Genomic DNA, 16211 nt, shown 5'->3' with positions numbered 1-16211 from the left:
TATTTAAAAAATGTTATCTAAATTATTTAAACTTACATATATGCTATCAATTTCATAAGTTTAAATTATGAATTATTTATAAAGATCACCTGATATTTTTCTTAAAAAAGCTTGAAAAATAATATAAAAGCAGTAATTCTTACACTTTTGTTTGATAAAAGAGGTTAATAGCAGATATGTTATAAAAGTAGATTTGAATCACCAACTTCTTTAATAAGTCAGGAATCTAAGCAGTAAGAATGTATATTTTTAAATTTACTGGCAATGATAAGAATATAAAATATTGTCTACATCTTCGATACTAAGACTTTGTTTATCAGCTAAAGTTTTCAACCTATGGGTAATATCTTTAAGCTGGGATAAATTAAATGAAAGTCCTAATTCATTAGCTCGATGATTAACCGCCTGTTTCCCAGCCAATTTATGATTAATTAAAATTGAGCGCGTTACACCAAAACTGTGGGGATCAATAGCTTCATAAGTCTCAGAGTTATTAAGCATAGCCTTAGTATGAATGCCAGCTTTATGACTAAACGCATTCTCTCCAAAAACACAGTGGTTAAAAGGAATAGAAATTCCAACTTTCCTCGCAACTAATTCATGCAAGTAACCAAGTTGATCTAAGTTATATTTAGACTTAATCTGCTCTGGATTTGTAGCATATAACCTAGCGATGAATCCAGCTAGTGAGGTAATACCATTGCGTTCACCAATGCCCAGAACACAAGTGTCAATATGAGTTGCTCCCGCTTCCAGTGCTGTATAACTGTTAGCATTTGCACATTCTGTATCATTATGACCGTGAAACTCAATATCTAAATTAGTGAACTGTCGCAAAGTCTTCACTAATTCAAATACTTGCATTGGCGTAATAATTCCTACTGTATCAGCAATTCCTATGCGTTTTACAAATCCTAATTTATCAATTGCTGAGTAAATTGTGATTAAATCTCCTGTGGAAGTACGTGACGAATCCTCAGCCGAAAACCGTAATTCAATATCAGGGGCTTGTTGATGAATAAAAGTTAAAACTTCAGATGCTAAATCAATAATTTGATTAATATTTTTACCATGACTGAACTGACGCATCAAAGAAGAACTACCGATAGTTAAATTAATCCCAGCTACACCTGTTCCTAAAGCAACTTTAGCATCTTCTAAGTGACAGCGAATGTGAGTTAATATTTTGGATGGTAAGCCTAACCGAGCCAATCGTTCACAGTCTCGTCTAGACTGAGGTGAAGCAATCGGTGACGTTAACTCTATATATTCCACTCCAAATGCAGCAAGGGACTCAGCAATTTCGACTTTATCATTTGAAGAAAAATTGGCTTTGACGAATTGTTCACCTTCACGGAGAGTACTTTCTACAATTGCAAATTCAGATAGCGACATTGGCCAATCCTTGTGCTAATTCCTACTAAGAATATTCATTTATTAGTTTTTATATTAACAGATTTGCATAATCGAGAAATAATTGCTTTGGCTGATTCTTGGGGACTGGCTATGGTATCAATTATAAGAGAGCGATCGCTTGTATCCATCGCTTCTAAAATCTGTTTCGTAGGAACTGAATCATAGTTTTGACTCTCTTCGACAAATATTTTTAGTTTGTCCCGCAATTCTACATCTGTGACAACTTGTTTACCTACAAGTTCTAAGATTTCTTGTTCTTCTTTAGGAGTAAAATAAACAGAAGCCTCTGGTACGCCCAAACTAGCAAAGTTGGTCAGTGCTTCTGGGATAGTTTGCCTATTATCATCTAACTCTTGACTAGCAATCCAATCAAAAGAATCATGACGTTTCAAAAGTCTTTCTAAACGCATTGTATTTGGTGCAGTCAACATTACAAATTTAGCATTTTTTAAAGCTTTAGCTGCATAGCAAACCTCATTTTCACCACGTAAACTATCGAAAACTAACATAGAGTTGACTTCTTGTGGATTGATGTGTAGCGAAGCTAAAATGTGACCCATTCCACCAGGGAAGTATTCTCGATAAAGACGAGTATAAGTTAGGCGTTTAATCCGGCAATGCGATTGCACGAGTTTCTCTTGCATTTTTAACATTGGCGCAATTATTACGCGTTCGGTTAAAATACGACGATTAGGTAAAAGTGTGAAATCCAAGCCTTCTTCAACCAAAGCTTTTGTGATTGTGCTTTTTCCCACGCCAGTCATACCTACTATGATTAGTAAAGGAAAACTTGTTATTGGCAACCAGTCTTTAGGAACAGGAAATCCTACACCTACACTTGGACTTAAGTGTTCAAAAAATAGATTTTGCCTTGTTGTATTAACTCGATTATGCACAATATGAACCTCTTTTTAGTCTAGTTATTATAAGTACGTAAAAGTTTTATAACCTCAGTGGTTATACATAAATAAATAGCTATATTAAATTGATGATAATATCCATCAATAGTTAGTTTTTTTAAATTTTTATCTTACTTTTTGTAGCAAATGACCGCCTTACCCATTTTTGTCATGCTTGTCAAGCAGAGATGCTACTGTTAAGTAAATGATAATTATTTAAAAATTATTAAGATATCTTAAATAAAGCTAGTTTTAAAATCAAAACTTGCTAAATTACTAAAGTATAAATAGTTAAAGTTAGCAAATTAAAAACATGGAAATTAGCGCTCGTAATTCTCTTAAGGGCACTGTCAAAAAAGTTATACATGGTTCAGTTAATACTGAGATAACTTTAGAACTAGCACCAGGAGTAGAGCTAGTGTCAATCATCACAAAATCATCAGCAGAAAAGCTATCACTTGCAGAAGGTAAGCAGGCTTATGCTGTGATTAAATCATCAGATGTGATAATTGCTGTTGATTAAAAAATAGAGTTGGCTTCCTTTACAAGCCACTCTCTTTTTCATATCAAATTGCACTTATTTATATAATTTAGTGAATAAAAGAGTTCAATAGCGTTGTCAAGCGTAATTACAGCAATCATATTAGATTTTTAATAATTGAAAATCATAGATACCCGGCTTATTTAAAAACTCGGCTATTTTATTTTTCAGCAATAATTAACTAAGGCTATACATAAATGCTAACTAATATAATTATCAATAATACGAACATAAATCGCTCGGACACTTTCTAAATCAAGTACAAAATCTATGTTATCAATATTGAGAATAAAAGAAGGAGAATCTTGTTTTAAACTGATATGACTTCCTGTTACTATTCCCATTGATATAAGTTTGTTAAAGATTGTTCCATCCTGAGTTTTACAGAAAGTCACGATTCCTCGCTCTCCCGTTCTCAATAATTCTAATGAACAGCCAGTAACACTAAAGCGGGTAAACATTTAAATTATAAATTAGGAATTGTGAAAGGAAGAAGGAAGTATATTTTCATCCTTCATCCTTCATGTTTTATTTGGTCGCTAAAGGCAGCAACCAAAGTCTAGTTTAGACCAGATATGCTTCTTGATGTGTCTTAATTGTGCAATTAGAACGAGGATAAGTTACACAAAGTAGAGCGTATCCTTTAGAAACCTGATCGTCATCTAAAAAGTTTTGATCGTCTTGATTAACTTCACCTTCGACAACTTTACCAACACAGCTAGAACAAGAGCCTGCATGACATGAAAAGGGCAACTCAATCCCATTTTCTTCTGCTGCTTCTAAGATGGTGGTTTCTTCGTCAACTTCAATTGTGGTGTCGATGTCTTCTTTTTTGTTGATTAATCTAACTTGGTAGGAAGCCATTTTCCGATTCTCCTCAAACGTTATACAGTTGGTGTAATTTCTGAAGTTTTTGAGCAACCTATCCTACTTTTTGCTTCCCTTCTACTTACGGAGATGCTACGCTTAGTCGGCTTCTCTATAGGAGTAAGGGATCAACGCGAACTAGAAGCCACCTCAAGCATCTATGAAAAACTGCGTGGAGTGCGTCTATGGGAAGCCTCTACAATTGACTTGGCGCTAACGGAATGATGTTAGCTGCAAGGTACACCAGTCGGCTTACTGTCGCCTGCTTTGAGGGACTTTCCACAACCACCGCATTTATCAGTTGCATTGGGGTTGGTGAACTTAAAACCGCTTTCCATCACTCCCTCAACGAAGTCAACCACAATTCCTTCTAATAACGACGCACTTTTGGCATCAACGTAAACCAGCACTTTGCCTTGCTGGCTTACCAAATCATCTGGTTGGGGCTTGCTGGTGATATCCATTGCATATTCATGGCCACTGCAACCACCATCTTTTACTGAGATGCGGACACCTTTAGTTGCGCCATTAGCGTTGGGTGCGGAACCTCCGAGCAATGCCTGCAGATGAAATTCTGCTTTTTCTGATAAAGTAACGGTCATCAGGTCTCCTGATTTGTAGCGATTAGTTGTTCTGATTTCAGGTGGGGTTGTCCTTTGTCAGTTGTCCTTTGTTATTCACTAATGACTCCTGACGAAAATCAACTATTTTGTGCAATACCCGTGGGTTCCATCGAATTGGATTGAGCGTGTCTCCAAGGCGCACTATTACCGCATACTGGACAAGAGCGATCGCGGTAAGAACGGCGTTTAGCAAATTCCATCCGATTTAAGTCGATTGTCAGCAATTGCGACAATAGAGGCTGACTAAACCCAGTGATCAGCTTGATAGCTTCCAAAGCTGTTAGACAAGCTAGGGTTCCAGAAACAGCGCCTAAAACTGAAAAGCCGCGCTGATCCCAATCAGGCTTCTCTGGAAACAAACAAGACAAGCAAGGAGTCACACCAGGAATAATCGTTGTCAGGTAAGCCTCCATCCCATTCATTGCGGCTTCTACCATTGGCTTACGCGATCGCACACAGGCTTCATTTAACAAATTGCGCTCTGTAAAATTGTGGGCGCAATCAAGAGCCATATCGGCAGATTGCACTAACGAATCTACATTTTCCGGGGTGATGTAATCATGAACAGTTTCCACTTGGACATCAGGATTAATCGCATCCAGAGTTTCTTTAGCTTTGAATACCCTTGGCTTACCTACCCAATCATCAGTCATGAGAACCTGACGATTCATATCATCTAGCCGCAAGTCACCACCCCGGACTAAGATTAGCCGCCCAACGCCTGCTACTGCTAAGTAAAGCGCCGCCGTACCGCCTAATCCCCCCACACCTGTAACCAGAACTGTCGCTGACTTCAGGCGCTTCTGTGCTGTTTCGCCAAAATTCGGAAGCATCATTTGGCGACGATAGCGTTCTAATTCGGTAGGCGTCAGGTTAACCAATTTATACCTCCTAATCAGAAGTGATTTCTGTCAGTGTGACTACATTTTTCGGCTTGTCGTTAAACACTTTGAACAGCTTTTGTTCGTGGGGTGTTGATTCGATAAATACCTGATAAGCTTTTTGCAAAGCCAAAGAATATTGATTTAATTTCTCTTCTGGACTCAAGTCAGGAGAATTATCGTCAACTTCCTGGATGTATTGAGAAAACTTTTTCAGAATATGTAGGCGATTTACATTCACAACTTCTAAATCGTAGGACATATTAAAGAATTGAAAAAATTCTTCTGCATCTACGAGTTTATTGAATTCATCAATAGTTCCAGTCATTTAGCATTCTCCAATTGTTTCAGATGTTGCTTAAGTTCATCTAACTGGCGATAGATTTCATAAGTTGCGGCGGCAACATCCATAAGTTGTGTGTAATCTGTTGGCAGACCTTCAGCTAAATCATGCAGATCCATTTTCATTTGACCCGCTTTGCTATTGAGGCGTCTGATTTGCCCTTGTAGTTCCTCAATACTCGTTTCTTCTGCTTGCACAATCAGCCACTCCTTTTTCAGGACTCTTAAAGTTTGCCAACTTCAGGAAAGCGTTTCGCCAAATCAAGGCCTTTTTTGACGTAGTTTTCTCCCTCTTCTGCCAATTTCTCTAGCGAGTCAAAGCCAAAACGATGAGCATCTCGCAAGGTTTTCACAGCTAGCAAAAGACGACCAGAAAAAATTAACGCCCAGCCAAATCCTTCATGGCTCAAATCAACTACAACCTGGGATATCAAACCTGTTTCTTGTTCAATCCCAGCAGCTACAGCTCGAAAAAATGCCATAATCCGGGCTTGAGTTATCGGATCGACTTCGCCCTCAAGGGAGATTTCCCGTTTCTTTTGTTTGGTGACAAGAAAGGGTTTAAGAATTAACTCATCCGACCAAGTACGATAAACCCCATAACTGTCTTGACCACGGATTTGTTTGATTAATACCTTCAGAAAAGGCGAGTTCAAGACTTCAGTTGTAGCGGTTCCGTTAACACTATTATTTGCGGTCATACTGTTGCCTCATCTTCAACTTCATCGGCAAAATTTGTGGATTTTGGCTGTAAAGCTTTACGCAACCAAGGTGGAGGATTACCTTTGAGGGTTTTCACTAGCTTATTTAGCACTTCGCTAATTTCTTCTTCTTCCGATCGCGCCTTCACTGGGGTGACACCTTTCTTGATTAACCGAGCGGCAGCGCTACCACCAATTGCTGTTACGTAAATAATCGTACAGTCGCCTATTGACTCAAGTTTTGGGGTGATTTTGTCTTCATTCCCATCTTCCTTGAGTTCACCTTCAAAATTGAGGGTTTCTAGGAAGTGATATCCCTCATCAGAAATTTCGTAAACATCAATCATTTTGGCCCATCCGAAGTGAGCATTAATATGAACTCGGTCACTCGTCGTGAAGGCAATTTTCATCGTAATTCTCCTCTCTAAAGTTTTGAGTTTTGAATTGATAAGAAGGAATTCAGGAGTCAGAATTGAGGAGTAATTAAAGTTCGACTGGCAGAATTAAATCTGCATATTTATACCAATTCTGTTTGGAGATGCGCCAAAGTATATGAGAAACGAACCGCAAAAGGCGCATAGACACGAAGAACGAAAGCATTCTAAATTCTGACTCCTGAATTCTTGAAGAAGAATTCAAAACTCTGCGCTCACAATTCCGAACTCTTGGAACTGCTTAACTCTTGCTTCTTCTGCCTCTAAAAACAGGTTGCCGATGCCAAACACAAGTTCCATCGTGCCTCGATAACCAACTTTGGTAAATTGACCATTACCTAAGCGGTCATAGATAGGCAATCCTAGACGATAAAGAGGAATCGAGAGCCGTTTAGCGATCGCACCGACATTCGAGTTACCAATCAGCAAATCAGAACCGCCTGCTAGACTCTCAAAGTCTTCTAAATCGCCGATGGTGATGCTTTTTACCGGGAGTTGTTCTAGTAAGTGCGATCGCGTGGTTGTCACCGCCGCATGAATCTGCGCTCCCATCGATTGCAGAAAATGCACTGTTGACCACAATAAATCTGGTTCTAACGCTAGGGAAACTCGTTTTGCACCGAAGTAAAAGTGGGTGTCCAGCATCGCATCTTGCAACTGACGACGTTGGCGGCGGTATTTTTCGGGTACGCTATTACCGCTCAGAATCGCCAATGCTTGAATAAATTCATCTACTGGTTCTAATCCCGTCAGTTCGCCAAACACCTCATAAGGTGTGCCAAAGCGTTCTTCCAGAATCTTTGCAGCCCCCCGCATACTTTCACCTAATGCCAAGGTGAAAGCAGAACTACCTACTTCTCGTAGCTGTTTTAAGGTAGTCCCACTAACAGTAACCGCACTATAACTATCCTCTAAATGTCCATCTAGAGAAGCGCCAAGATCGGGTACAACTATCGGCACTAATCCAAAGGATGTGACTATCTCTTTGATTTCCTGTACATCCCCAGGTGTGAAAGCAGAACCCGCCAAAATTGTGACTTGTTCAGTTCTCAGTCCACCCGCGCGAGGAATTTCCTTAACTATGCTTTCTACAGCAACGGCAAAGCCATCTTGCAACGCACCTTTAAAATCTGGGGTAGGTGCGAAAACGATCGCTAAATCATTCAATTCTGGATGGCGATCGCGGATTTCCTTCAGAAAACCCTCGATGTCATCTCCTCTGGTTTCAGTCAACCCAGTACTACATAAACCAATAATTTCTGGGTTAGCTTTTTCTACCAAAGTCAGAATTGCTTGTTCTACATTCTCTTCACCACCCAAAATGGTAGTGACTTCCGTCATCGCTGTGGTAGCTAAAGGAATCGCTTCTCGGAAATGCCGCACGAGGACAACTTTGGCGAAAGCAGTACAACCTTGAGAACCGTGGAATAAAGGCATCGTCCCTTTCAATCCCAAAAAGGCTAAGGTTGCACCCAAAGCTTGACTTTGCTTGAGGGGATTAACTGTCAGTGCTTTATTAGAAACAGTAACGATCGCCATTAAACTACCTCTTCATTCCACAGGGCGGACTTTCTCGTTCCCTGGCTCTGCCGGGGAATGCTGACAGTGAGGCTCTGCCCCATCTGCTCTAAAAAGAAGGGCAGTAGCCCTCCCGGAATGCCTTCCCAGCCTGAGTCTGGGAACGAGGGTACAGACACCATTAAACTACCTCCTCGTCCCAAGGAGCGGGTTTGCGTATTTGTTCCCAAATCGGGCTATACAGAGCTTCGTACAGTTCCCGCGCCATCTCAATCATTCCTACATAACCTGCATAAGGATGGTGGCGTTCTTGGTTGATATCAAGGAAAGGAATTCGAGCTTTCAAAGCAGTGTATTGGTTACGTCCACCAGCAATCAGCATATCTGCGCGAGTGTCTTTAACCACTTGTAGCAATTCCTTAGCGTTGCCCTTCTCTAGCATGATGCCATCGTTGCCGAGCAACTTCTTGATTTTGGCTTTATCTTCTTCAGTGCTTTTGCGAGTACTGGTAGCAACAACTTCAATGCCTAAATCCCTAGCCGCCGAGATAATCGACCAACTCTTGACACCACCAGTATATAAAACAACTCGCTTACCTTTGAGTCGAGCGCGATAAGGAGCCAGTGCCAAATCTAAAGCAGCTGTTTCTTCGGCAATTAGCTTTTCTGTCCGCTCCTGTAAATCAGCGTCACCTAATTTAGCAGCGATATTTCGCAGACAGCGATTCATATCATCGATGCCGTAGAAAGACTCTTCAATGTAAGGGATGTTGTAACGCTCCTCCATCTTTCTCGCCATGTTGAGCAGCGCTCGTGAGCAGATCATCACATTGAGCTTGGCACGGTGGGCGTAGCGAATTTCATCGTAGCGAGCATCGCCCGTAATTTTAGACAAAATACGGATGCCTAATTTTTCTAACAGTGGTGTTACTCCCCACATTTCCCCGGCGATGTTGTATTCACCGATTAAGTTAATATCATAGGGCGTTGTATGTTCGGGTTCTGCTGTGCCGACAACATATTCCAACAAAGATTCACCGCCAAAACGGTTGCCGAGATTTTTGCTGCCAATGAATCCTGGGGCAATGACGGGAACAACAGGAATACCAATTTTCTCAGCCGCAGCTTTGCAGACAGCATCCATATCATCGCCAATTAGGGCTGTAACGCAAGTGGCGTAGACGAATACTGCTGCTGGTTGGTAGCGCTCTTTGAGTTCCAGAATTGCTTTGTAGAGTTTCTTTTCGCCACCGAAGATGACATCATTTTCACCCAAGTCAGTGGTAAAGCCCATTTTGTAGAGTTGCGGGCCAGACGAAAGACTACCACGACTGCCCCAGGAATTACCAGCACAGGCGATCGGCCCGTGGACTAAATGAGCAGCATCTGCGATCGGCACTAGGGAAATCATTGCACCATCAAAAGCGCAGCCCCCTTGAGCCGCGCCAGGTTGTGCCTGTTGAGCGCAAGACTTATTTTTCTTTTCTGTTTGTTTGTGCTGATTATGCTCGCATCCTGTCTCAGTCAGCAGTTCGTTGATTTTGCCTTGGGTGATTTTCATCTCTCTTCTCGTACTTAATTGTTAATTGTTATTAGTCATTTGTCCTTTGTCATTCCTGAGTTATTAATGACTAATAACCAATGCCCCATGCTCCATGCCCAATAATTAGCAAATGTATTTTGTGACATCCTCTCCACATACATCAGTGAGGTAAGATAAAGACCGAAAACGCAATCCTACAAATTCGTCATATAAAGGATTGAGTTTACATAGTGGTGGAATATCAATACACTTCCCAAATAATTTAATTTGTCGCTCAAAGGGACAACAACAAGGAATAGTTTGGCAAATTAGATGAGCGATGCGATTATTTTTAACCTGAATTCCATCCACCACACGGCGCAACGGATTAAGAAGATTGTGGAACCACCCTGGTTTTTTATGGTTAGGTGGATGGTAATTAGGATGAGGATGAGTGTGAGTGTGTTCGTGAGTGTGATTGATGGTTTCCATTTATAAATCCCTTGGGTAAATGCTAGAAAGAAAAAGGGGAGTTGGGGATTGGGGATTGGGGATTGGGCATGGGGCATTGGGCATTGGGCATTGGGTGTTTTCCCAGTCCCTAGTACCCAGTCCCCAGTCCCTACTCCCTACTCCCTACTCCCCTTCTTCACCCTTTAATTAACACGTTGTGTTTCTACGCAATTCCTAACGAATCAAGTCGTAGGAAATATCTGTCTTAGAAGGAATGTTGGTGTTGCGATCGATTTCTTCAAACAGGGTATTTACAGTCCAGTTGAGGAGGTTGATCAGACCTTGGTAACCAATGGTGGAGTAGCGGTGTAGGTGGTGACGATCCATGATCGGGTAGCCGATTCTCACGAGGGGAATCTTGGTGTCACGCCACAGGTACTTACCGTAAGTGTTACCAACCAAGAAGTCTACTGGTTCGGTGAACAACAAAGAACGCATGTGCCACAAGTCTTTACCACCCCAAACAGTTGCATTCTTACCAAAGGGGCTAGAAGCAAGCAGTTCTTTCATATCTGCTTCAAATACTTCGTTGCTGTTGTTAACCAAGATATGCACAGGTTCAGCACCCATTTCTAGCATAAAGCCAACTACGCTGTATACTAAATCTGGTTCGCCGTAGATAGCGAAGCGCTTGCCGTGAATCCATGAGTGGGAGTCAGTCATGGCATCAACTGCCTGACCGCGTTCAATTTCCAATTGTTCGGGAATGGGTAAACCACTAAGTTCACTGATTTTCATCAAGAACTCATCAGTACCCTTAATACCCCAAGGACGGCAAACTGCGGTTGGTTGCTTCCACTCTTTTTCGATGTACTCGCGGGTTTTGAGGGTGGAGTATGATTGCAGAGCAATTGTAGCTTTAGCATTAATTGAATCTTCTGCATCTTCTATCTTTGTTCCACCTGGATACATATTGAACTCACCTGTGTTTGGTGAATCCAGGTAGTCGCTGTTGTCAGCTAGAATGGTGTAGTCTAAGCCGAACAGGGAAGCAATCCGCTTGATTTCCCGGTTGTTGCCTACGTAGGTGTCAAAACCTGGGATGAAGTTGATCTTACCGTTGCTGGTTTCTTTCTTATGACCTGCTGTCAGGTTAGAAAGAATTCCCTTCATCATGTTGTCGTAACCAGTGATGTGGGAGCCAACAAAGCTAGGGGTGTGAGCGTAGGGTACTGGGAAATCTTGAGGAACTGAACCAGCTTCCTTGGCGTTGTTGATGAAAGACTGCAAGTCATCACCAATTACTTCTGCCATACAGGTGGTGCAGACAGCGATCATCTTGGGCTTGTAGAGTTGGTAAGAGTTCGCCAAGCCGTCAATCATGTTTTGCAGACCACCAAACACGGCTGCATCTTCAGTCATTGAAGAAGACACACCAGAGAATGGTTCTTTGTAGTGACGGGTTAAGTGGGTGCGGAAGTAAGCAACGCAACCTTGAGAACCTTGAACAAAAGGTAGAGTGCCTTCAAAACCAACAGCAGCAAAGATTGCTCCCAATGGTTGGCAACCTTTAGCAGGGTTAACGGTTAAAGCTTCACGAGCGAAGTTCTTTTCACGATAATCCCAACCCTTTGTCCACTCTGCAACCCGTTGTACTTCTTCGGCTTCGTGACCGTTTTCAAATTCCTTTTTGTTTTTGAATAGTTGTTGGTACTCCGGTTGGTGGAATAACTCTACGTGGTCTTGAATTTTTTCTGGATTCTGAGGCATTTTTGGATCTCCAAGCTTACTGAATTCTTTTACTGATTGAGGAATAAGGATTTGAGGCGGGGGTGGGAGATGGGAATATGATTCAAAATTCAAAATGCAAAAATCAAAAGAAATTTTAATTTTTCAGTTTTGAATTTTGGATTCCCAACTCCCCCCTGGGGTTTTAGCCCCAGGTTATCCTTACTTATCTAGCTCGCATTTCCTTAGACGGCAGCTTTAGCTTCAACTTTAGCTTCAGCTTCAGCTTTAGCTACAGCCTTCTTAGCGTTAGCTTTTTCATTCCAAGGAGCGCCAATTAATCCCCAGGTTGGGCTGTTGAGTGCCAAGTCCATGTCGCGTGCGAAGATGGCGAAGCCATCGTAACCGTGATAAGGACCGGAGTAATCCTTTTTGTGGTTTAATTCTTTTCAGTAGCCTAATGTTTGCAGTAAACAGTGTCAGCAATAAACATTGTTCGCCGATAACACATTTATTTTTAGGCTAAATATAGGCTAAAAATACAGCGATGCATAATTAGGTTTAGGACTCAGGCATCATCTAAATGCTGTCCTGAGCCAAGGCGATTAAAAAATCGCCCGTTTTTTTGCTCATCTCTGCAAGCACAGTAGCAAAAAGAACACATGAGAACTAAAGTACTACTGGATTTAGAAAAAGTTAATCTGCGTTTGAAGTCTGCAAAGGCAAAGGTGACAATTAGGGAATCGAATGGAAGCCTGCAATTACGAGCGACGTTACCAATTAAACCAGGAGACAAAGATAGCAACGGTACTGGGAGAAAGCAATATAATCTCAGTTTGAATATTCCCGCTAATTTGGATGGACTCAAGACGGCTGAGGAAGAAGCTTATGAATTAGGGAAGTTAATTGCTCGTAAAACGTTTGAATGGAACGATAAATATTTAGGAAATGAGGCAATTAAAAAAGATTTTCAATCTATAGGGGAATTACTTGAAAAATTTGAAGAAGAGTATTTTAAAACTCATAAACGCACAACTAAAAGCGAACATACTTTTTTTTATTACTTTTCCCGAACAAAACGGTTTACGAATTCTAAAGATTTGGCAACTGCTGAAAATCTGATAAGTTCAATTGAACAAATCGAGAAAGAATGGGCTAAGTATAATGCAGCTAGAGCCATAGCAGCATTTTGTGTGACATTCAATATCGAAATTGATTTATCTAAATATTCCAAGATGCCGGAGAATAATTCCCGAAATATACCGAACGATGTGGAAATATCTGAGGGAATTATCAAGTTTGAAGATTATCAAAATAACAGAGGGAATCAAGTTAATCAAAATGTTCAAGATAGCTGGCAGCTTTGGCGCTGGACGTATGGAATGTTAGCAGTTTTTGGTTTACGTCCACGAGAACTTTTTATGAATCCTGATATTGATTGGTGGTTGAGTCAAGAAAATACAGATTTGACATGGAAAGTTCATAAGGACTGTAAGACTGGTGAGAGACAAGCATTACCATTATATAGGCAATGGATTGATGAGTTTGATTTGAGAAATTCTAAATATTTGGAGATGTTGGCGAGTGCGATCGCTAAAAAAGATAACACTAATCATGCAGACATAACGGCGTTAACACAGCGAGTTAGTTGGTGGTTTCGTAAAATAGGATTGGATTTTAAACCCTATGATTTACGTCACGCTTGGGCAATTCGGGCACATATTTTGGGGATACCAATTAAAGCGGCGGCGGATAATTTGGGGCATAGTGTGCAGGTTCATACCCAAACATATCAGCGTTGGTTTTCGCTAGATATGCGGAAGTTGGCGATTAATCAGGCTTTGAGTAAGAGGAATGAAGTTGAGTTGATTAGGGAAGAGAATGCTAAGTTGAGGATAGAGAATGATAACTTGAGATTGGAGATTGAGAAGTTGAGGATGGAAATAGTTTATAAGCGGAGTGAAATTTGTTAATAAAAATGATGTGGTGCGTTACGCTGCGCGATAACGCACGCTACTAGCTTACTCTTTAAATTTCCGTATAATAAATAATTATACCTATTGAGGTTATCTGTGAAGACAGTAGTCTAAAGTTACCTGTGAAGTCATCAAAGCTATGTAGCTGTTAGACTATGCAGAGTGTTCGAACAATGATGGATAAGACGCAGAATGCATTAGAAGATGCAGAACGTGCATTGAATACTTATTCTGAGCAGATGCTGTTGAGTGTTGCATCTCGCTATGGCAAAAATAGTGATGAGTACGGGATGGCTGGTGGAACACGCAAGTCAGATTATCGCCGGAAACCACGCCCAGTGGTGAACCAAACGGTGAAGCTTGCAGAGTGATTGGCTGTGAATCAGTAAACCTATTATATAGAAAGCCTGTTTGTGATGATTATTCGCAAACAGACTTGACTTTTTTTAACTTTCTAATTAAGCCTGCTCCCAAAGCTCACGGATACGGTCAGGGAGCAAACCAGCAATTTCCTGAATCCGCTCTTGGGAAAGTTGGTCTTTGGTGGCAGAAAACACCGCTTTAACTGCCTGCTCTACCTCGACTGTTCCTGGGAGTCCTCCTTCATTAGCAACCCGCCTGATAAATAAATTGGAATCAATTCCAAGGGGAGCCGGGCCTGTCAAAGGTTGACGGATTCGACTTAAAAATTTCACAATGGGATTGGTGTCTTTCCAGAGGTCAGCTACTTCAAACTGGAGTGCTTTTTCATCCGTAGGTATAGCTTCTGTATGTAGTTCTGCCTCGACGCGATCAATTGTGTCCGTGGTCATTAAGTCGCGCATAACACGAAACACAACTTCGGAAAAGTCTCTTGCGTCATACAAATCCGCAAATCCGCTTTGAACCATGACCTTTTCCAGGAACGAGCGATGTTCGTCAGCGATCGCAGTTCGAGAATCTTCAATCTCCGTTGGGTCAACTTCTGGAACGTTTGTTCTAAATGATTCATCAGGCATTGTTTTTTCTTGTGCTTTTTAATATTGAGTCTTTATGCTTACTTGATTAAGGTCGCACAAATTAAAAACCCTTAGCATCATCCAGAAGTTTGAAATACCACCTATTCAAAAGTTAGAAATTTAGCTGATCAACTGAGATATTTGGCATTTACACGCGCAAGTTAGTTGTGTAGCGATTGTGATCGCTGGTGTTTGTGCCCGTAGTAGACATCGCCCATTGGTGTTGAAAAATAGTCAGAATAGATGAATTGGTATAAATTTCGTCGAAACAAAGATGCTAGAAACAACAAACATCGGAATCAACACTTGTTATGTCAAAGTACCTAATAATGACTTAGAAATCGATGCTTACTTAGCTCAACCAGCACAAAAGGGAACCTTTGGGGCGGTTATAGTTTTTCCAGAAATTTTTGGAATCAACAGTAATATTAGAGATATCACCAAGCTAATCGCTAAACAAGGTTATGTAGCGATCGCTCCAGCCATGTATCAACGTATTGCTCCCGGTTTTGAGGCTGACTTTAGCCCTGAAGATGTTGGGTATAGCCCAGAAAGCTATCGGCTGGGCTTGCAATACTATCAACAAGTAAAATATCAAGAGATATTCAGCGATATTCAAGCTACTATTACTTACCTCAAAACTTTACCCAATGTCAAAGATGATACGCTCGGTGTCATTGGTTTCTGTTTTGGCGGTCATGTTGCTTATATGGCTGCAACTTTACCTGATATCAAAGCCACAGCTTCGTTTTACGGTGGTGGGATTACCACTGCTAGTTATGGTGAAGACACTCCAACCATTAATCGCACCTCAGAAATTCAAGGTACTATCTATGCATTTTTTGGTACAAGAGATGCATTAGTTTCGCAAGAAGAAAACGAGCAAATTGAGGCAGAATTAAAGAAACATCAAATCAATCATCGTGTATTTCGATACGACGCCGGACACGGATTTTTCGCTGGATTCTTCAAAAACCAATACCCATTTTTAGCCCAGCACCCAAGTTATAACCCAGAAGCGGCTCCTGATGCTTGGCAACATGTTTTAGAACTGTTTCAAAATCATATCATGTCCGCATAATTAGTTATGATTCCCACAGTCATTGCACCCCACACGCCAGGTGCTTCTCCCAAGGGGAGAAGCTACGCGAACAAGTCGGGCATTGCCCGCCCAACGCACTGGCTCCCCTTAATCCCCTCCCCGCTTGCGGGGAGGGGAGACAAAGTGTAGCTTTGGCGGGGTGGGGTGATTCGGGTTTAATAAGTAATCAAGCGGACATGGTATCACTTGTGATCCGGCTTGTCGTAGATA

21 protein-coding genes and 1 pseudogene are annotated in these 16211 nt (G+C 41.2%); 5 read left to right on the top strand and 17 right to left on the bottom strand.

Annotated features, from left to right (window positions below; translation table 11 throughout):
* Positions 1-255: 255 nt before the first annotated feature.
* The gene (locus tag V7L12_RS30305; RefSeq protein ID WP_335090062.1) at positions 256-1395 is read right to left on the bottom strand and encodes a homocitrate synthase; all 1140 of its coding nucleotides are present in this window, start codon (positions 1393-1395) and stop codon (positions 256-258) included.
* Positions 1396-1430: 35 nt separating this feature from the next.
* A complete protein-coding gene (locus V7L12_RS30300) occupies positions 1431-2312 on the bottom strand; it encodes an AAA family ATPase (RefSeq protein ID WP_335090060.1) in 882 nt (293 codons plus the stop codon).
* A 316-nt stretch (positions 2313-2628) separates the two neighbouring features.
* Here V7L12_RS30300 and V7L12_RS30295 point away from each other — a divergent pair, with 316 nt between their 5' ends.
* The gene (locus V7L12_RS30295; RefSeq protein ID WP_335090058.1) at positions 2629-2838 is read left to right on the top strand and encodes a TOBE domain-containing protein; all 210 of its coding nucleotides are present in this window, start codon (positions 2629-2631) and stop codon (positions 2836-2838) included.
* Positions 2839-3056: 218 nt separating this feature from the next.
* Here the strand turns inward: V7L12_RS30295 and V7L12_RS30290 are convergent, their stop codons facing one another.
* Both V7L12_RS30290 and V7L12_RS30285 read right to left on the bottom strand, forming a co-directional pair.
* A complete protein-coding gene (locus V7L12_RS30290; RefSeq protein WP_335090056.1) occupies positions 3057-3317 on the bottom strand; it encodes a FeoA family protein in 261 nt (86 codons plus the stop codon).
* Between the two features lie 103 nt (positions 3318-3420).
* Positions 3421-3720, bottom strand: coding sequence for a 2Fe-2S iron-sulfur cluster-binding protein (locus tag V7L12_RS30285; RefSeq protein WP_069069799.1), 300 nt, complete (start codon positions 3718-3720; stop codon positions 3421-3423).
* On the opposite strand from V7L12_RS30285, the gene V7L12_RS30280 reads away from it, so the two are divergent.
* Positions 3706-3948, top strand: a complete 243-nt coding sequence (locus V7L12_RS30280) for a hypothetical protein (RefSeq protein WP_335090054.1) — start codon at positions 3706-3708, stop codon at positions 3946-3948. The genes V7L12_RS30285 and V7L12_RS30280 overlap by 15 nt on opposite strands.
* Positions 3949-3950: 2 nt before the next feature.
* On the opposite strand, the gene V7L12_RS30275 is transcribed toward V7L12_RS30280, so the two are convergent.
* The 12 genes and pseudogenes from V7L12_RS30275 to V7L12_RS30220 all read right to left on the bottom strand — a co-directional run.
* A complete protein-coding gene (locus V7L12_RS30275) occupies positions 3951-4325 on the bottom strand; it encodes an iron-sulfur cluster assembly accessory protein (protein WP_334923487.1) in 375 nt (124 codons plus the stop codon).
* Between the two features lie 98 nt (positions 4326-4423).
* Complete coding sequence (locus V7L12_RS30270; RefSeq protein WP_334822843.1) at positions 4424-5227, bottom strand: HesA/MoeB/ThiF family protein; 804 nt, start codon at positions 5225-5227, stop codon at positions 4424-4426.
* Positions 5228-5237: 10 nt separating this feature from the next.
* Positions 5238-5555 carry a nitrogenase-stabilizing/protective protein NifW gene (gene nifW / locus V7L12_RS30265; protein WP_335090052.1) on the bottom strand — a complete coding sequence of 106 codons (318 nt, stop codon included), beginning with the start codon at positions 5553-5555 and terminating at the stop codon, positions 5238-5240.
* A complete protein-coding gene (locus V7L12_RS30260; RefSeq protein ID WP_174710309.1) occupies positions 5552-5767 on the bottom strand; it encodes a CCE_0567 family metalloprotein in 216 nt (71 codons plus the stop codon). Before V7L12_RS30260 ends, nifW begins: the two co-directional genes overlap by 4 nt.
* 26 nt (positions 5768-5793) lie before the next feature.
* Positions 5794-6270, bottom strand: a complete 477-nt coding sequence (locus V7L12_RS30255; protein WP_335090050.1) for a NifX-associated nitrogen fixation protein — start codon at positions 6268-6270, stop codon at positions 5794-5796.
* Entirely contained in the window at positions 6267-6680 is a 414-nt protein-coding gene (nifX, locus tag V7L12_RS30250) for a nitrogen fixation protein NifX (protein WP_335090048.1), read from the bottom strand. Before nifX ends, V7L12_RS30255 begins: the two co-directional genes overlap by 4 nt.
* A 225-nt stretch (positions 6681-6905) precedes the next feature.
* Positions 6906-8243: a nitrogenase iron-molybdenum cofactor biosynthesis protein NifN gene (gene nifN / locus V7L12_RS30245; RefSeq protein ID WP_335090046.1), complete on the bottom strand. Its 1338-nt coding sequence runs from the start codon at positions 8241-8243 to the stop codon at positions 6906-6908.
* Positions 8243-8404, bottom strand: a complete 162-nt coding sequence (locus V7L12_RS30240; protein WP_335090044.1) for a hypothetical protein — start codon at positions 8402-8404, stop codon at positions 8243-8245. The genes nifN and V7L12_RS30240 overlap by 1 nt, the downstream gene beginning before the upstream one ends.
* Entirely contained in the window at positions 8404-9783 is a 1380-nt protein-coding gene (gene nifE, locus V7L12_RS30235) for a nitrogenase iron-molybdenum cofactor biosynthesis protein NifE (RefSeq protein WP_334822855.1), read from the bottom strand. The genes V7L12_RS30240 and nifE overlap by 1 nt, the downstream gene beginning before the upstream one ends.
* Positions 9784-9888: 105 nt before the next feature.
* Positions 9889-10236, bottom strand: coding sequence for a Mo-dependent nitrogenase C-terminal domain-containing protein (locus V7L12_RS30230; RefSeq protein ID WP_335090042.1), 348 nt, complete (start codon positions 10234-10236; stop codon positions 9889-9891).
* Positions 10237-10431: 195 nt separating this feature from the next.
* Entirely contained in the window at positions 10432-11967 is a 1536-nt protein-coding gene (gene nifK, locus V7L12_RS30225) for a nitrogenase molybdenum-iron protein subunit beta (protein WP_335090040.1), read from the bottom strand.
* 203 nt (positions 11968-12170) lie between these two features.
* Positions 12171-12362, bottom strand: a pseudogene (locus tag V7L12_RS30220) (hypothetical protein); the annotation flags it as partial.
* A gap of 225 nt (positions 12363-12587) precedes the next feature.
* On the opposite strand from V7L12_RS30220, the gene V7L12_RS30215 reads away from it, so the two are divergent.
* Complete coding sequence (locus tag V7L12_RS30215) at positions 12588-13898, top strand: site-specific integrase (RefSeq protein WP_442947932.1); 1311 nt, start codon at positions 12588-12590, stop codon at positions 13896-13898.
* Positions 13899-14056: 158 nt separating this feature from the next.
* Positions 14057-14272, top strand: a complete 216-nt coding sequence (locus V7L12_RS30210; RefSeq protein ID WP_335090039.1) for a hypothetical protein — start codon at positions 14057-14059, stop codon at positions 14270-14272.
* An 87-nt stretch (positions 14273-14359) separates the two neighbouring features.
* On the opposite strand, the gene V7L12_RS30205 is transcribed toward V7L12_RS30210, so the two are convergent.
* On the bottom strand, positions 14360-14899 hold the full coding sequence (locus V7L12_RS30205; protein ID WP_335090037.1) for a DUF2267 domain-containing protein: 540 nt from the start codon (positions 14897-14899) through the stop codon (positions 14360-14362).
* 274 nt (positions 14900-15173) lie between these two features.
* Between V7L12_RS30205 and V7L12_RS30200 the strand changes: the two genes are divergently transcribed.
* Positions 15174-15980, top strand: coding sequence for a dienelactone hydrolase family protein (locus V7L12_RS30200; protein ID WP_335090036.1), 807 nt, complete (start codon positions 15174-15176; stop codon positions 15978-15980).
* Positions 15981-16211 lie beyond the last annotated feature (231 nt).

Source organism: Nostoc sp., from assembly GCF_036918245.1.
GTDB lineage: Bacteria > Cyanobacteriota > Cyanobacteriia > Cyanobacteriales > Nostocaceae > Nostoc.
Note: the sequence above shows the minus strand (reverse complement) of the source record. Positions and strands in the feature narration are given on the sequence as shown.

Coding starts and splice junctions, on each gene's coding strand:
- V7L12_RS30305 (WP_335090062.1), bottom strand. CDS start 1,395: ATGTCGCTATCTGAATTTGCAATTGTAGAAAGTACTCTCCGTGAAGGT.
- V7L12_RS30295 (WP_335090058.1), top strand. CDS start 2,629: ATGGAAATTAGCGCTCGTAATTCTCTTAAGGGCACTGTCAAAAAAGTT.
- V7L12_RS30290 (WP_335090056.1), bottom strand. CDS start 3,317: ATGTTTACCCGCTTTAGTGTTACTGGCTGTTCATTAGAATTATTGAGA.
- V7L12_RS30285 (WP_069069799.1), bottom strand. CDS start 3,720: ATGGCTTCCTACCAAGTTAGATTAATCAACAAAAAAGAAGACATCGAC.
- V7L12_RS30275 (WP_334923487.1), bottom strand. CDS start 4,325: ATGACCGTTACTTTATCAGAAAAAGCAGAATTTCATCTGCAGGCATTG.
- nifW (WP_335090052.1), bottom strand. CDS start 5,555: ATGACTGGAACTATTGATGAATTCAATAAACTCGTAGATGCAGAAGAA.
- V7L12_RS30255 (WP_335090050.1), bottom strand. CDS start 6,270: ATGACCGCAAATAATAGTGTTAACGGAACCGCTACAACTGAAGTCTTG.
- nifX (WP_335090048.1), bottom strand. CDS start 6,680: ATGAAAATTGCCTTCACGACGAGTGACCGAGTTCATATTAATGCTCAC.
- nifN (WP_335090046.1), bottom strand. CDS start 8,243: ATGGCGATCGTTACTGTTTCTAATAAAGCACTGACAGTTAATCCCCTC.
- V7L12_RS30240 (WP_335090044.1), bottom strand. CDS start 8,404: ATGGTGTCTGTACCCTCGTTCCCAGACTCAGGCTGGGAAGGCATTCCG.
- nifE (WP_334822855.1), bottom strand. CDS start 9,783: ATGAAAATCACCCAAGGCAAAATCAACGAACTGCTGACTGAGACAGGA.
- V7L12_RS30230 (WP_335090042.1), bottom strand. CDS start 10,236: ATGGAAACCATCAATCACACTCACGAACACACTCACACTCATCCTCAT.
- nifK (WP_335090040.1), bottom strand. CDS start 11,967: ATGCCTCAGAATCCAGAAAAAATTCAAGACCACGTAGAGTTATTCCAC.
- V7L12_RS30215 (WP_442947932.1), top strand. CDS start 12,588: ATGAGAACTAAAGTACTACTGGATTTAGAAAAAGTTAATCTGCGTTTG.
- V7L12_RS30210 (WP_335090039.1), top strand. CDS start 14,057: ATGCAGAGTGTTCGAACAATGATGGATAAGACGCAGAATGCATTAGAA.
- V7L12_RS30205 (WP_335090037.1), bottom strand. CDS start 14,899: ATGCCTGATGAATCATTTAGAACAAACGTTCCAGAAGTTGACCCAACG.
- V7L12_RS30200 (WP_335090036.1), top strand. CDS start 15,174: ATGCTAGAAACAACAAACATCGGAATCAACACTTGTTATGTCAAAGTA.